This window comes from Candidatus Spongiihabitans sp. (assembly GCF_965247905.1).
Taxonomy (GTDB): domain Bacteria; phylum Pseudomonadota; class Gammaproteobacteria; order Arenicellales; family Poriferihabitantaceae; genus Spongiihabitans.
Window position 1 is genome coordinate 1101619 of the sequence record NZ_OZ252047.1, and the last position, 15745, is coordinate 1117363.

The window sequence follows — 15745 nt, forward strand, 5'->3', positions numbered from 1 at the left end:
AACACCATAATCCCAAGGTGCGCGCCGACCTCTGTGCGATTTGTCTGGCGGAAAGCGTTCGGATGCGCCGCGCTTGATGATGCGATGCGCGCTGGTGCGGAACGAAGCATTAAAGGCGCTTGACCAGCACAAACAGATGTTCTATGCTCTGGATCAAGACACTATTCAGGAGACAAATCATGCTCAAAGGGTTGCACCACAATGCCTATCGCTGTCGCGACGCCGAAGAAACGCGACGGTTCTACGAAGATTTCCTTGGCCTGCCGTTGGCCAACGCGTTTCAGATCAAGGAAACGAAGAGCGGGCGGCAGACCAATATATTGCACGTCTTTTTCGAAATGGATGACGGCTCGTTCCTGGCTTTTTTCGAGGTCCCTGACCACCCGTTTGAATTTAAAAAGCAACACGATTTTGACTTGCACATCGCGCTCGAAGTGGAACCGGAGGATCTGCATAACATGTTCGAAAAAGGCAAGGCGGCCGGCATCGAAACCCGCGGCATTGCGGATCACGGTTCCATCGATTCCATTTATTTTCGCGACCCCAACGGTTATGTGATTGAACTGACCGCTAAACGCCCGGGATATGATGAACAAGCCGCAGCCGCCGTTGTGACCGCGCGTCAGGCTTTGGATGACTGGCAAAAAGAAAAAGCTAACGCTAACGCCTAGGAAGTCAACTGCCCAGAAAGGTAAATGGGCGCGGATTAATTCAGCGTTTTTCCGTCCTTAATGACAGGACAAGCACGCAAGACCTGCCGCATCAACTCGGCCATCAACTCGGCCCTCAAATCAGCCCTGACGCAGACAGGCAAGGGAGAAGTCCTGGAGTTGCCAGACGTGTTGACCCAACCGGTTTGGGGGGTTATCGCTACTGCTAAACGCCAGCAGCCAGGGGTTGGGCGGCGATATTTCCGTTAGGGTGAAATCGACCGTGGATGCGGATGCGTTCAGCATAATGGCAAGGACATCGCCGCGAGCGCTTGGCGCGATGCCGTCGCCGCGACCGTCTGGACGATTGCCGGGACGACCGCATGCCCGACCATCGTCGTTGCCGCCGGTCGCCAGAATGACCGTAAACGCCTGTGCCTGCTCCCAATCCGCCGCCGCCATGTTGCGCCCGTCGGGATGGTGCCAGGCTATATCGGGCCGCCCCTGCCCATCCAACAAATGCCCATGCCGGTACTGCGCCTGTCTCAGCAAAGCGGTGTCGCGGCGCAAGCCAATCAGCTCACGCACCTGTGTCAGAAAAGCCGGGTCTGTCGCCAGTTCGCTCCAGTCCAGCCAACCGGTCTCGTTATCCTGCGCATAGGCGTTATTATTGCCCTGCTGTGAATTGCCAAACTCATCCCCGGCCAGCAGCATCGGCGTACCTTGCGACAACAGCAAGGTGGCGAGCAGGTTCAGTTGTTGTCGGCGGCGCAGTTTTTTGATTGGCTGTTGGCTGGTTTCGCCCTCAATGCCGTAGTTTCGGCTGAAGTTAAGTGCATGACCATCACGGTTGTTTTCGCCGTTGGCCAAGTTGTGTCGGGACTCGTAACTAACCAGGTCTGCCAGGCTGAAACCATCATGGCTGGTGACCAGGTTGATGCTGGCATTGGGTGCGCGCCCGTCGGCCTCAAACAGATCTGCAGAGCCATGTAGCCGTCGGGCAAGCTCCCCGGCCTCCCCCGCATCACCACGCCAGAAGCGGCGCACACTATCCCGATAGCGGTCGTTCCATTCGGCCCAAGCGCGCGGGAACTGTCCCAGTTGGTAGCCGTCCGGGCCGGCGTCCCAGGGTTCGGCGATCAACTTGACCCCGTTGAGCGCGCCATCGCCGGCAATTTGCTCGCTGATTTGCTTGAGCAGGGCATGGTCGCAATCGAAACCCTGCGCGGTTCGGCCCAGCCCCGTAGCCAGATCAAAACGAAAACCATCCACCCCCATGTCCCGGTGCCAGTATCGCAGACTGGCGAGCACCAACTCGCGCAACCGAGGATGATCAACATTCAGCGTATTACCGCAGCCGCTGTCATTCACATAACCGCCCGGGTCATTCGGCAGCGTGCGGTAATAAGTTAGGTTGTCGATGCCGCGGAAACTGAGTGTCGGGCCGCGCGCATCGCCTTCGCCGGTGTGGTTGTAAACCACGTCGAGAATCACTTCGATGCCGGTGTCGTGAATGGCGTTGACCATTTCGCGGAACTCGCCTATGGCATGATCACCGGCGGCATGATCATTGACATAACGCATTTCGGGGGCGAAAAAATTGATGCTGTTGTAGCCCCAGAAATTTCTCAACCCGCGTTTCACCAGAAAGGCTTCATCGATGAAAGCATGCACCGGCATCAGTTCGATGGCAGTGATGCCCAGCGCTTTTAGATAGTCCAGTATCGCCGCATTGTGCATGGCGCGGAACTTGCCGCGCTCAGATGGCGGCACGGCCGGATGGCGCATGGTGAACCCGCGCACGTTGGCTTCGTAAATAATGGTCTTTGCCCAAGGGATATTTGGCCGTGCAGTCGCCGGCAAATTTTGCGCCGCGGTGACCACGCATTTAGGCATGCAAGCGGCGCTGTCCAAGGTGCTGATTCGCATCTTTTCAGTGGCGCCGTCCGGGTCAAAATCCGGGTCAAAATCAAACAGAGCCGCCGGCGGCGACCAGGAAAAGCCGCCGTCCAGTGCGCGTGCGTAAGGATCGATCAGCAACTTATTGGCATTGAAGCGTAGGCCTTGCGCCGGCTGGTAGGGTCCGTGGACGCGGTAGCCATAGCGCTGACCCGGTTTGCAGCCCGGCAAGTAGCCATGCCAGATGTCATCATCCTGGTCGGGCAACGCCAAGCGCGCTGTTTCATTGCCCTGCGCATCGAACAGGCACAGTTCAACGGCCTCGGCGCGCGCTGAATATAAGGCGAAATTGACCCCATCGCCATCCCAGTGCGCGCCCAGCGGGTCGCGGCAGCCGCGTTGCATTATGGGCGCAAAATGATGCTGTGCGCAGTTATTCTTGCTATTCAATTATCGACAATCGTTGAGTGCCAGCGCCCGCTCTTTTGTCCAGGGAACGAACCTTACCGGCTGCTTGCATTTTTTACAAACCAGCCCGCGGGCGCGCCGCTTTCTGGCATGTGCAAAACAGCCGTTCGGGCATTGCATAATCCAACGCGGCCGGCTGAACTCAAGATTATGACAGCGTTCTCCGCTGCATCCAATGTCTCGGGCAATTTTGCGCCAGACCGCATCATGGTGATGTTCGGGGCCAGCCAGCGCATGGGCAATCTCATGCAGAATCGTGTCGAGTATCTCCCGCTCGGAGGCGGCTCGAAGGAAAAGCCGCGAAAGTGAGATTTGCTTGTTGCTGTATTTGCAGGCACCTGCTCGATTCATGGCCTCGTCCAGGCAAGCCGACCAGTCGCTCAAGCCATGTTTGCGCAGGAGTTTGCGGCAGTTTTCGAGCGCGCCCTGCTCTTGATCCGAATAGTCTTTGGTTTCGCCCAGCGACCGAATGAGTTGATACGGCACCCGATAGCGCTCTCCATCCGCGACAGTGATGCCGGCATACTTAGGTCCAAGTGTAGAGACAGCGCCATGCAGTCGCTGCCCGCGAAATTCAAACCGGACTAAGTCGCCCGGCGATACCCGAGCTTTCAACTTGTCCAGGTTATCCGGGTCGTGCATTTGAATCAAGCACCATCATGGCCGAGCGGGCTGAATGGGCTTAAGCCGCCAGATCTCGCGGTTATAGTCGCGGATGGTGCGGTCGGTCGAGAATCGGCCGGAGGCCGCGGTGTTGAGAATACTCATGCGCGTCCAGCGCGGCGCATCCTGAAAGGCCGCGTCGGCGCGCGCCTGCGCCTCGATGAAACTGCGGAAATCCGCCGCCGTCATCCACGCATCGGCAGGATCCCGCAGCGCATGGATTACGGCATCGAACACGGCGGGTTGATCCTGATTGAAGTGTCCGCTTTGCAGTAGTTGCAGGACGCGCGAAAAATCCGGGTCGCGGTCGATGATCGCCTGCGGATGGTAATGCGGTGCGTAATCGGAACGGCGTTTGGCAATTTCATCCACGCTCAGCCCGAACAGGAAAAAGTTCTGTTCGCCGACCGCTTGGCGAATCTCGACATTGGCGCCGTCCAGCGTGCCCATGGTCAGCGCGCCGTTCATCATGAACTTCATATTGCCGGTACCGGAAGCCTCTTTGCCGGCGGTTGAAATCTGCTCCGACAGGTCGGTGGCCGGGCAAATCAATTCCATCGCCGAGACGTTGTAATCGGGATAAAAAATCAGTTGCAGCCGGCCTTTCATGGCAGCATCCGCGTTAATCACGCGCGCGACATCATTGATGCACTTGATGACGTTCTTGGCCATGACGTAGCCGGGCGCGGCCTTGCCACCGATGATGACCAGGCGAGGCACCAGCCCGCTGCCATCACCGCGGCGGATACGGTCGTACAGATGAACCACATGCAACAGGTTAAGCAGTTGCCGCTTGTATTCATGGATGCGCTTCACCTGCACGTCGAACAGCATGGCCGCATCGACTTTAGTCCCGACGCGCTGTTCGAGCACCCGCGCCAGCCGGATTTTGTTGGCGCTCTTGACCGCGCGCCAGTCGGCATGGAAAGTCGGCTCGGCGGCAAAATCCCGCAGCCGCGCCAGTTGCTCGAGATCGGTAATCCAGTCGGCGCCGATTTTGCTGGTAATCAGCGCGCTCAGGCCGGGATTGCAGTGGGCCAGCCAGCGCCGCTGGGTCACGCCGTTGGTCTTGTTGTTGAATTTCTCTGGCCAATGCTCGGCGAAATCCTTGAACAGGCCATGGCGCAGCAGTCGGGAATGCAACTCGGCCACGCCGTTGACCGAATAACTGCCGACAATGGCGAGGTAGGCCATGCGCACCATCGGCGTCGGGCCCGACTGAATCAATGACATGCGTTCCAGGCGTTGCCGGTCGCCTGGCCATCTCGCGCTGACCTCGGCTCTGAAGCGTTTGTTGATTTCGTTAATGATTTCCATAATGCGTGGCAACAGCTCGCCGATCATCGCTTGCGGCCATAGCTCCAGTGCCTCGGGCAACAGCGTGTGGTTGGTGTAGGCCATGGTCTGCCGGGTGAGGTCCCAGGCGATGCTCCAGCGCAGTCCGTGTTCATCCATCAACAAGCGCATCAGTTCCGGCACCGCGATGGCCGGATGGGTGTCGTTCAGTTGAAAACAGTTGTTGGCGGCGAAGTCGGCAAAGTCATTGTCATTGCCATCCCCATGGTTGGCCTGCCAGTCAGACAACACGTCCTGCAAACTGGCGGAGACCAGGAAATACTGTTGCCGCAGCCGCAGTTCTTGGCCATTCTCGGATTCGTTGTTCGGATACAACACCATGGTGATATTTTCGGCTTCATTTTTAGCGGCCACGGCATCGGCGTAGCTTCCAGCATTAAACTCTTCGAGGTCAAACTCGTCTGTGGCCGCAGCCGACCACAGTCTCAGGGTGTTGACCACATCGTTCCGGTATCCCGGGATGGGTACGTCGAACGGCACCGCCAGCACATCGTGGGTATCGACCCAGCGATGCCGGGTGCGCCGATCCTGATCGATCCGGGTTAAACACCGGCCACCGAACTTTACCGTGCGGCTTAATTCGATGCGCTTAATCTCCCACGGGAAGCCGCCGCGTAGCCAAGGATCAGGCTCTTCGATCTGGCAGCCATTTTCGAGGCGCTGGCGGAACATGCCGTAGCGGTAGCGGATGCCATAACCGATCACCGGCAGCCGCAAAGTCGCGCAACTGTCCAGCAAGCAGGCGGCCAGCCGTCCGAGTCCGCCGTTGCCGAGTCCGGCGTCATGTTCATACTCATAAACGTCCTCCAGTTCGACTCCAATCCGCTGCAGCGCGTCGGCGGCCTGGTCTTGAATGCCGAGACTCAACAGCGCGTTGCGCAGCAGGCGGCCCATCAGGAACTCCAGCGAAATGTAGTGCGCGCGCCGGTGTTGTCCGCTTTGCAGCGCGTTATTGGTTCGGCTCCAGCGCTCCATCAGGCGCGTCCGGGTTGCATAGGCCAGTGCTTCGAACAGCCCGGGCGACAGCGCCCCGTGGTTGACGTGGCTGCCGCGCCCCAGCATCCGGCCGAAGTAATGCGCGCAGTCCTGCAGCAGCGCGTCGGCATTCATTTTCAGCGCCGGCGCATGCAGCAGTTGCATCGCGTCCGCGTGCGGGCGGGTTTCCTGATGGCGCGAATCGTCAGGCGAATCATCAGGCGAATCATCAGGCGAATCATCAGGCGAATCATCAGGCGAATCGTTATGACGCGAATCGTTGCACCGGTTATCGCGCGCACTCTCATTAAGGGGGGTTGCGGCCATGCTCAAAATTGCGGTTGCAGGATGAGGGTTGCCAGCGGCGGCACGGTCAGGACAAGCGAATCGCCGTGGCCGTGCGCCGCGGCGCGCTGCGAGCGCAGCAGGCCCGCATTGACCAGGTCGCTGCCGCCGTAGCGCGCGGCGTCGGTGTTCATGATCTCGCGGTAGTCGCCGGGCGCGGGGACGCCAATGCGGTATCGGTCGTGAACTTGCGCGGTGAAGTTGCAGATGCAGATGACGAAACCGCCACCGCCATCACCATCGCCATGACCGGCGCGCCGAATCCACGACAACACGCTGTGATCGCGATCCTGCCAGTCGATCCATTCAAAGCCTGCGGGCTTGCAATCCTGTTGATGCAGCGCCGCGGTGGCGCGATACACGTGGTTCAGGTCGCGCACCAAGGCCTGCACCTTGCGGTGGCGCGGCTGCTCGAGCAGGCGCCAGTCAAGTTCGCGCTGGTGATTCCATTCATTTTCCTGCGCGATCTCGGCGCCCATGAACAGCAGTTTCTTGCCCGGATACGCATACATGAAACCAAAGTAGGCACGCAGGTTGGCAAAGCGTTGCCAGTCGTCGCCCGGCATGCGCCCGAGCAGGGAGCCCTTGCCGTGCACGACCTCGTCGTGCGACAGCGGCAGCACGAAGTTTTCGCTAAACGCATAGACCAACCCGAAAGTCATGTTGTCGTGGTGATGCTTGCGCTGCATCGGCGATTCGCGCATATACGCCAGCGTGTCGTTCATCCAGCCCATGTTCCACTTGTAGGTGAAGCCCAAGCCGCCGCTGTCGGTGGGTTGCGAGACCCCCGGCCAGGCAGTTGATTCCTCGGCGAAACAACACGCGCCGCGGGCATGAACCGCGATATTCAGGCGGCGGATGAAATCAACCGCTTCGAGATTTTCATTGCCGCCGTATCGGTTCGCGACCCACTCGCCGGGCGCGCGCGAATAGTCGAGATACAGCATTGCTGCCACCGCGTCCACGCGCAACGCATCGATGTGGAATTCGTCGATCCAGCACAGTGCGCTGCCTACAAGATAGTTGATCACTTCGCCGCGCCCGTAGTTGAAAATCAGCGTGCCCCAGTCGGCGTGCTCGCCTTGGCGCGGGTCTTGGTGTTCATACAGCGCGCTGCCGTCAAAGCGGCCGAGGCCGTGCGCGTCGCGCGGAAAATGCGCCGGCACCCAGTCCATGATCACCGCGATGCCGGCGCGGTGACAGCAGTCGATCAGGTGGCGGAAATCGTCCGGCGCGCCAAAGCGTTGGGTGGGCGCGTACAAGCCAATCGGCTGGTAGCCCCAGGAGCCGTCAAAAGGATGCTCGGTGACCGGCATAAGTTCAATATGGGTAAAGCCCAGGTCCACCACATAAGCCACCAGTTCGCGCGCCAGTTCGCGATAGCTCAAGGCGCGGCCGTCGGCGCGGCGGCGCCAAGAGCCAAGGTGCACCTCGTAGATGCTGAGCGGTTGATCAAATCGTGGGGTGCTGCGGTGCTGTTGCATCCACGTCTGGTCGCGCCAGCGGTGATGGCTGCGATAGACGATGGAGGCATTGCCCGGCGGCGGCTCGAAAAAATGCGCCATCGGGTCGGACTTCAGCGGCAGCAAGTCGCCCTGTCGATCCAGTATTTCATACTTGTAGAGGGCGCCGGCGCACACGCCGGGGATGAATATTTCCCAGACGCCGCTACCCGGATGCACACGCATAACATGCCTGCGTCCATCCCAGTCGTTGAAATCGCCGACCACGCTCACGCGCAAGGCGTTGGGCGCCCAGACGGCAAAGCAGCTGCCGTTGAGACCAAGCAGACGGGTCGGCTGCGCGCCCAGTTTGTTGAAGAGTTGCTGGTGATTGCCCTCGCTCATCAGGTGCAAATCCAAATCCCCCAACATTGACGGCAAGCGATAAGCGTCCTCAATATCTTGCATGCCGCCCGATTTTGATTCAATGCGCAATTGATAGCGCCGCTTCCCGTCCGCCATCGGCGCCTCGAAAATGCCGCCCGCATGAACCCGGCGCATTGGCCGCAGTACTTTGCCGAGACGGTCCAGCAGAGTTACCGATTTTGCCTGAGGTTGCAACGTTCGCACAATACGGACACCGTTTTGCAGATGCAGTCCCAGCAACGCAAATGGATCGCTGTGCCGACCGTCGGCCAGTGCCTGCCATATCGATGCCTGCTTGTCGGGCCGACTGTGAGGCCGATTGCCGGGCCGATTGTCAATCCGCGAATTCATATAGATCGGAGATATAGGCTGCTGCGGCCGCTTCCCAGCTAAAACGCATGGCGCTGGCATGGTTACGAATCTTTTGCCAGCGCCCGTTGTCGGTGGATTTTATTAACAGCGCCTGGTTGACTGATGAAACAAAATTCTCGGCTTGGTCGCTCGGCGTTTCGCCGCCAAAAGTAAATCCGTTGACCGCCTGAGTCACGGTGTCTTTCAAACCGCCCACCGCATGCACCACACAAGGCTGGCCGGCGCGCATCGCCAGCATCTGGCTGATTCCGCAAGGCTCAAAACTGCTCGGCATCAGGAACAGATCGCCCGCGCCATACAACAGATCGGCCAGTGTTTCAGAATAACCAGTCAGCAACAGAAAATTGCGGTGTGCCGCCGCAATCGCGCGCAGCCGCTTTTCGAGTTCGCTGTCGCCGCTGCCAAGCATGATGAATACCATGGCGGCGCCGTGCTGTTCGAGAATCATCTCAAGCGCGCAAGCATGGGTTTTGGTCGGCTGCAGGAACAATGAGACCTTCTGCTCACCAATGCGCCCGATGCTGATCAATAGCTTTGACGGTCTTTTGCGCGGCAGTTGATTAAGTGTTTGCCGCGCGGTCAAATTATTTTTCAACAGATGCTTTTCGCCAGCGATCGCTTGCAACAATCGAGACCAACCTGGCCGATGTCCACCGCGCCATCTTCTATCAGAGCGGCTTCCATCAGAGTTGACGTAGGCGCAGCCATTGAGGATACCGGTCAATCTATTTTCTGCTGCGGCCGCACCTAAATCATCCTCCAACCCTTCCCCGCCGCTGAACCCGCGCACACGATCATTCGGTTGGAGAATCTCGCGCGCGTAGGTCGGAGAGACCGTGTTCAGCTTATCGGCCAGGCGTATGGCGGTTGCCATCGGATTAACACAATCCGGGTAGCGCGGATCGCCAATCTGTCCGCGCTGATAGCGTAGTCGTGGAAACCAGGCCGCCAAGGACGACGGGTGATTCTTCAACGGACGGATGCCCTGGAAAGCCAGATTGTGAATCGTAACTACGATACGAATGGCGCGAATTTTTTTCAAGGAAGCGTCGTAATGTCGCAACGCGAGCACCAGTCCCATATGCCAGTCGTGCAGGTGCAAAACATCCGGCGGGTGCGCGCATTGCTCGACCTGAGCCACCACGGCCGCGCAAAAAAAAGCGAAACGGCTGGCATCAATCGCGTAGGGCGCTGTCGGCCCATCATCGTGGTAAATGACACCGGCGCCTTTGGGCGATAACAACGCATGCTCGATGGCAATAAATTCGACCGCTGGCGCCGATTGCTGGATTTGCGGTTGCGGGATTTGCCAGATTTGCGCGCTATGCTGTGCGCCGCCAAATCGCACCTGAAAATCTTCGATATGCCGGGCTTGCGGTAGCTTGTTGAATATGCCGTAGGCGGGCGTAATGACCGTCACCTGATGACCGCGCGCGGCCAGCGCCGGCGGCAGGTCGCGAATCACATCGGCGATACCGCCGACTTTGCCACCCTTGAGCGCGCCATTTTCCGCCGCAACCAGCCAAATTCTCATAAAATATTCGGGCAATATTCAGGCAATATCCGGGCTATCGCGTATAGTGCAGGGTCTGTCCCAGCATATCCGGGGTCACCAGTGTGCGTCCGCCGCGGGTCACACGAAACCCACGACTACGATCGGCCTCAAGATCGACGCCCACTTCCAGGTCTTCTGGAATGACCGTGCCACGGTCGATGATGGCGTTCTTTATGCGACTGCGCCGATTAATTTCGCAACCGGGCAGAATCACGGAATCTTCTATCGAGGCGTAGGAGCCGATCCGACAGTTCGAGAACAACAGCGAGCCCTTGACGCTGGCGCCGGAAATGATGCAGCCGGCCGATACCATTGAGGTGATTGCCTGGCCGCGACGACCGGGTTCATCGAACACGAATTTTGCCGGCGGCAGTTGCGCTTGGTGCGAAAAGATCGGCCACTTGCTGTCATACAGATCAAGCGCGGGATCGATGTCGATGAGTTCCATATTCGCCTCCCAGAACGCATCCAGCGTTCCCACATCGCGCCAGTAGGGTTGCCGCGCGGTTTTGGGGTCGCGAAACGGAAACGCATAAATCCGGTATTTATCGATGATGGACGGAATGATGTTCTTGCCGAAATCGTGCGCCGAGGCGCTGGTGTCGGCGTCCTTGATCACCTGATCAAACAGAAAATCGGTGTTGAATACATAATTACCCATTGAAGCCAGGCAGAGCTCGCTTTGCCCTGGTAAGGGTTGTGGGTTTTCGGGTTTCTCGTCAAAGGCGATGACGCGATTGCTGTGGTCGACGGTCATCACCCCGAGCGCGCCGGCCGCTTCCGCCAGCGGCACTTCGATGCAACATACCGTCATGTCCGCCTGTTTTTCCGAATGCCAGGCGAGCAGAGGGCCGTAGTCCATCTTATAGACATGATCACCGGCCAGTATCAGCACATAACCGGGATTGTGCGTGCGAATAATGTCGAGGTTCTGGTATACCGCATCCGCGGTGCCGAGATACCATTCCTGGCCGGTGCGTTGCGAGGCCGGCAGGATTTCGATGAATTCGCGTTGCTCGGCCTGGAAGTTGGTCCAGCCGCGCACCAGATGGCGAATCAGGGAATGCGCCTTGTACTGGGTCAAAACGCCAATCCGCCGCACCCCGGAATTGATGCAGTTGGACAACGGAAAATCAATTATGCGCAACTTGCCGCCGAAGTGAACCGCCGGCTTGGCGCGCCATTCGGTCAGTTCGTGCAATCTGGAACCCTGGCCGCCGGCAAGAATCAGCGCCATCGTATCCCGCGTCAGCAAGCTGACGTAACGACCTTGTTCGCCGTTATTGTTGATCATGATTGTTGGGCATACATTTGTTCCCGAATAATTCAGAGATACCTTAATAGTATCAAAGATGCTTTATAGTGTAGCCTGAAATGTCAGCCACGTGATGATTTGTGCACCATTGCCATGACCGATTCGTGAAAAGCGGGTGCCAGTTGGCTGGACTGCAGCCGCCATCTCCAGTTGCCCTCGGTCGTGGCTGGAATATTGAGCCGGGCTTCGCCGCCGAGCCCCAGATAATCCTGCATCGGTGCGACGGCTAATCGGGCCGCGCTGGAAAAAGCCAATCCGATCATATCGGTGTTGATAGTGTCCGCAGTCCCACCGGTCAGCCGCAAGGCATTGGCACGAGCGGCTTCAGATTCGGCTTGGCTGCACGTGTCGTGGTTGCTGTCGCGAAACCAGCCGACGGTGGTGTCATTATCGTGGGTAGCGGTATAGCAGACACAATTCTGCCGAATGTCAGAAAGTTGAAAGTCGGGGTTGCTGACTTCAAACTGTAAGACTTTCATGCCGGGTATTTGGTGGCGAAGCCGCAGTGCGTCCACTTGCGCCGTAATCACGCCCAGGTCTTCCGCCACAATAGGCAGGCAGCTGAGCGCATCTCGCAGTGCATCGAACAGCGCATCGCCGGGCCCCGCTTCCCAGACGCCGTGCCGCGCAGTGTCGGATTCGGCCGGTATTGCCCAGTAAGCCTCGAATCCGCGGAAGTGATCGATCCTGATCAGGTCCGCCATTGTCGCCGCATGGCGCAGTCGGTCGATCCACCACTGATAGCCATTGGCGGCATGATAATCCCAGTCATACAGCGGATTACCCCACAGTTGCCCATGCTCGCTGAAGTAATCGGGCGGCGTGCCAGCGACCTGCGCAGGCTGGCCATTATGATCGATGCGCAAGCATTGCGGGCGCGCCCAGGCATCAACACTGTCGAGCGCGATGTAGATGGGCATATCCGCAAACAGGCGGATATTGTGCTGCGCGGCGCAGGCACGCAAGGCGCGCCATTGCTGGTCAAACAGGAACTGAGTGATTTTAATACGCTCAATCGCCTTAGCGGATGAAGCCCTTATTCGGCTGATTGCAGTAGCCTCACGATACCGGTAAGGCGGCTGCCATTGCGGCCATGGCCGCTCACCGTGCCTGGTTTTCAGCACGCGGTAGAGGGCGTAATCGTCGAGCCAGATGGGGCCATGGGAATGCAGGAATTCGTCATAGCGGGATGTCAGGCGCGCATTGATTTTGCCGGCATTTATTTTATTGCTGAAGCGGTCGGCAGCCGTGGCCAGCAAGACGTTTTTTGCCGGGATAAGCCGGCCGTAATCGACAAACTCGTGCGGCAGTTGCTTGAGTGCTTGCGCTTCATCTGAGCTGATCAACCCGGCCCGTATCAACGGTTCAATGCCAATCAGATTTTCATTGCCGGCAAATGCCGACAGCGGTTGATAGGGCGAGTCTGCATACGCCGTCGGCCCGGTGGGCAGGAATTGCCAAACCCCGATATGCATGTTCGCCAAGGCTTCAATGAAGGCCTGCGCGCTGTCGGCAATATCACCGATGCCGTAAGCCCCCGGCAATGACGAGAAGTGCATGCCGACGCCAGCCCGACGACCAGTCGGCAGGATTGCCCGGTTTATTTGTTTCGTTTCCATTTATAAAGGTTGCCAGAATACTGCTTAAATGATGTTATCCGGGCCATCCCCAAAATCTAACCCAAAAAGAGTTGGGTGCGTGCAAGCTGTGTCAAATCCGGGTGGTGATTTTAACTAAAATTTGGGTTAATATCCGTGCCGCCACATTGCGGGGATGGGGAATCGACAAGAATGACCAGGACACCGGGAATTTGAATGAACGAAACAGGCCATCTGATATGATAAATTCTAACCGAACCGTGGTTCACTGGGGATACTCATGTTTACTTATGCCAAAGTAGCGCAAGCGGCTGCTTTTTTCGCCTCTAAAGAGGGCGGCACTATCAACATCATGAAGCTGATGAAACTTCTTTATTTGTCTGATAGAAAATCCATGGATCGGTACGATGCCCCAATCACCTATGACAATTTTATATCCATGGATAATGGGCCAATTTTGTCGCGTGCTTATGATTTGGCCAATGGCGCCTGTCGGGACGCTGAAGGCGCAGCTCAATGGGCCGCTTGGATAGGTGGGCGTGACCAATACAATATCAGACTAAAAAGAGCGATTGAGGAAGATGAATTGGACCAATTTAGCGATGCCGATATTGAGGTTATGAATTCAATCTGGGATCAATTTGGAAAGTATGATCAGTGGCGGTTATCTAAATTTACTCATCGTTTTTGCAAGGAATGGAAACATCCAGACAATTCATCGATTCCTATTTCTGATGTCGATGTCTTTCTGGCACTGGGCAGGAGCCAATCCATAGCCCGCGATCTTGCTGAAGACATACAAAACGAAAAAGCATTGGACAGGCTGTTCGCATCTTCATAGCAGCACCGGATACCAGGGAGGGATTTTGTTTAGCGTTGTAAAGCGTGGTTCGCTCTTGGTTCCATCAAACCCGCAAGGGAATTTAAGCAACAAGCGCCTTTTTGTAATTCTGAATGACCCCGTTGGGCCGCAACGAGAAATTATTATCGTGCCAATTTGCACCGTATACGAAGGCCGACAATATGACAATTCCTGCATTGTAAACGTCGGCGACCATGATTTTGTTAAACATTTGAGTTATGTTGATTACAGAAAGTGCCGATACTCTACAGCCTTGGAATTGGAACGGGGTATTGAGAAGAGGTTATTTGTTGACAAAGGGATTGTCAGTGTGGAATTATTCGACAGGATTATTTCCGCAGTATCACGCTCCAGATTCACCCCTCGTTTTGTAAATAAATACGTCTGAAGCGAGAAAAATGGGTGGCTTTGAGACACGCACTGAAAAATTCCGGATCACGATAACTTACGAAAACCGATAAATTCGCTACTTTTGCTTACAGGTGAAAGCAGCTTCACTGCTTGCTCCAAACATTCTTGATCTATTTGCGGTTTTTCACTTTTAACCGCAATGTGGCCAGCTTTGTTCGCTAACCAAGCGACATCGGCAAGCGGGCGTCCGGTCAGTTTTTCCGCAATGTCTGCGAGATTCAAACCGGCCGCGCATGGATAGGTGGACAAGCAATGCTCCAAAGCCACCGCTACTTCTTTTGTTTCCGGGAAACAAACCTTGATGCGATTATCAAATCTTCCCTTCCGAACCAGTGCCGGATCTATCGCATTTAAACGATTTGTAGCGGCAATCACCAGCAACCCGTCCTTGCCTGCCTTTTCTACTTGCCTTAGCAGTTCGTTAATTTCCTCTATTTTGTGATTTTGCCCAGACAGTTCGCGGGAGGCACCTAATGCGTCCAACTCGTCAAGGAAAATAATGGCAGGCGCTTTTTTGCGCGCCTCATCAAACTTACGGCGAATGTGCAAACTGGTTTCATGAATATATTTAGAACCGACATCGGACATGCCTATTTCAATCATTTCCCATCCTAAAAATTCAGCAATTTTCTGTGCGGAGTAGGTCTTTCCCGTGCCCGGTAATCCATACAATAAAATGCCGCGCTCTGGATGAACGCCCATTTTTTCATATGCTTCGCGGCGATAATAATAGTCAATTACCTGCTCTTGGAAAAATTTTTCCAGTGCTGGTTGTCCGGGCAAGGAGAATTCTTCCGGCGGACGTGCCGTTTTATTTCTAATTTTCTCAATGCCCTTATCGCTTATTCCGAGCGTGCGATAAAATCGACGAATTTCGGCGGGAGCGATCCATGAGTTAATGGCATTAATTTGTTTTGGCGATAATGAAGGATCGCCGACCCCGCCGGTAAGTAACCGAACCGCCAACCGCCGACGCTCCTCGTCCGACTCTGGTTTGCCGAACGCGACTGTCCGTCGCGCTCCGGGAAAATAAAGTGAATCGCTCCAGGAAGCATTTTCCAATTGCGCCAGCCGGTCCGCCAAGTCACACAATTGTGAAGCAGAAGAAAAATCGGTGCGATCAGGAATGTCTGCAATACGCAACGGTGCGTTGTCGCGGACGAAAAGAGCGGTCAAAAAACATTCGCCGCCAAACTCTGTTTCGTCAAAAGTAATATTAAGGAATGATTCGGCTTCGGTAATAGTCGTGGGCAAAATGCCCTCTTTTTTGAGTAACAAGCAAACATCTCCGCCAGCATCGCACACCTGATAAACGATCGCATCATTCGGGCCTGTCGCCAACACTCGGCGAATTTCCGCACTTTCGCCAACGGCAAAACCCACCGACAACCATGGAAAAATTGAATTT

At 56.4% G+C, this 15745-nt stretch carries 10 protein-coding genes; 2 read left to right on the plus strand and 8 right to left on the minus strand.

Annotation, left to right across the window (positions count from 1 at the left end; genetic code table 11):
• The first annotated feature begins 179 nt into the window (after nucleotides 1-179).
• Nucleotides 180-671 carry a VOC family protein gene (locus ACP158_RS05620; RefSeq protein WP_424947967.1) on the plus strand — a complete coding sequence of 164 codons (492 nt, stop codon included), beginning with the start codon at nucleotides 180-182 and terminating at the stop codon, nucleotides 669-671.
• 120 nt (nucleotides 672-791) lie between these two features.
• Here the strand turns inward: ACP158_RS05620 and glgX are convergent, their stop codons facing one another.
• The 7 genes from glgX to malQ form a co-directional block, all read right to left on the minus strand.
• Nucleotides 792-2954, minus strand: a complete 2163-nt coding sequence (gene glgX, locus ACP158_RS05625) for a glycogen debranching protein GlgX (RefSeq protein ID WP_424947968.1) — start codon at nucleotides 2952-2954, stop codon at nucleotides 792-794.
• Nucleotides 2955-2999: 45 nt separating this feature from the next.
• Nucleotides 3000-3659, minus strand: a complete 660-nt coding sequence (locus ACP158_RS05630; RefSeq protein WP_424947969.1) for a SprT-like domain-containing protein — start codon at nucleotides 3657-3659, stop codon at nucleotides 3000-3002.
• Between the two features lie 15 nt (nucleotides 3660-3674).
• Nucleotides 3675-6176, minus strand: coding sequence for a glycogen/starch/alpha-glucan phosphorylase (locus ACP158_RS05635; protein WP_424948410.1), 2502 nt, complete (start codon nucleotides 6174-6176; stop codon nucleotides 3675-3677).
• A 164-nt stretch (nucleotides 6177-6340) separates the two neighbouring features.
• Complete coding sequence (gene glgB / locus ACP158_RS05640; RefSeq protein ID WP_424947970.1) at nucleotides 6341-8575, minus strand: 1,4-alpha-glucan branching protein GlgB; 2235 nt, start codon at nucleotides 8573-8575, stop codon at nucleotides 6341-6343.
• Nucleotides 8559-10130: a glycogen synthase gene (locus ACP158_RS05645; RefSeq protein ID WP_424947971.1), complete on the minus strand. Its 1572-nt coding sequence runs from the start codon at nucleotides 10128-10130 to the stop codon at nucleotides 8559-8561. Before ACP158_RS05645 ends, glgB begins: the two co-directional genes overlap by 17 nt.
• A 34-nt stretch (nucleotides 10131-10164) precedes the next feature.
• Nucleotides 10165-11445 carry a glucose-1-phosphate adenylyltransferase gene (gene glgC, locus ACP158_RS05650; RefSeq protein ID WP_424947972.1) on the minus strand — a complete coding sequence of 427 codons (1281 nt, stop codon included), beginning with the start codon at nucleotides 11443-11445 and terminating at the stop codon, nucleotides 10165-10167.
• An 83-nt stretch (nucleotides 11446-11528) separates the two neighbouring features.
• Nucleotides 11529-13085, minus strand: a complete 1557-nt coding sequence (malQ, locus tag ACP158_RS05655) for a 4-alpha-glucanotransferase (RefSeq protein ID WP_424947973.1) — start codon at nucleotides 13083-13085, stop codon at nucleotides 11529-11531.
• Nucleotides 13086-13344: 259 nt separating this feature from the next.
• On the opposite strand from malQ, the gene ACP158_RS05660 reads away from it, so the two are divergent.
• Complete coding sequence (locus tag ACP158_RS05660; RefSeq protein WP_424947974.1) at nucleotides 13345-13905, plus strand: Panacea domain-containing protein; 561 nt, start codon at nucleotides 13345-13347, stop codon at nucleotides 13903-13905.
• A 456-nt stretch (nucleotides 13906-14361) separates the two neighbouring features.
• Here ACP158_RS05660 and ACP158_RS05665 read toward each other — a convergent pair whose 3' ends face one another.
• Entirely contained in the window at nucleotides 14362-15615 is a 1254-nt protein-coding gene (locus tag ACP158_RS05665) for an AAA family ATPase (protein WP_424947975.1), read from the minus strand.
• Between the last annotated feature and the right edge of the window lie 130 nt (nucleotides 15616-15745).

What these genes read in the sequence shown, in the direction of transcription:
- ACP158_RS05620 (WP_424947967.1), top strand. Translation starts at nt 180, where the DNA reads ATGCTCAAAGGGTTGCACCACAATGCCTATCGCTGTCGCGACGCCGAA.
- glgX (WP_424947968.1), bottom strand. Translation starts at nt 2,954, where the DNA reads ATGCAACGCGGCTGCCGCGACCCGCTGGGCGCGCACTGGGATGGCGAT.
- ACP158_RS05630 (WP_424947969.1), bottom strand. Translation starts at nt 3,659, where the DNA reads ATGCACGACCCGGATAACCTGGACAAGTTGAAAGCTCGGGTATCGCCG.
- ACP158_RS05635 (WP_424948410.1), bottom strand. Translation starts at nt 6,176, where the DNA reads ATGCAACTGCTGCATGCGCCGGCGCTGAAAATGAATGCCGACGCGCTG.
- glgB (WP_424947970.1), bottom strand. Translation starts at nt 8,575, where the DNA reads ATGAATTCGCGGATTGACAATCGGCCCGGCAATCGGCCTCACAGTCGG.
- ACP158_RS05645 (WP_424947971.1), bottom strand. Translation starts at nt 10,130, where the DNA reads ATGAGAATTTGGCTGGTTGCGGCGGAAAATGGCGCGCTCAAGGGTGGC.
- glgC (WP_424947972.1), bottom strand. Translation starts at nt 11,445, where the DNA reads ATGATCAACAATAACGGCGAACAAGGTCGTTACGTCAGCTTGCTGACG.
- malQ (WP_424947973.1), bottom strand. Translation starts at nt 13,085, where the DNA reads ATGGAAACGAAACAAATAAACCGGGCAATCCTGCCGACTGGTCGTCGG.
- ACP158_RS05660 (WP_424947974.1), top strand. Translation starts at nt 13,345, where the DNA reads ATGTTTACTTATGCCAAAGTAGCGCAAGCGGCTGCTTTTTTCGCCTCT.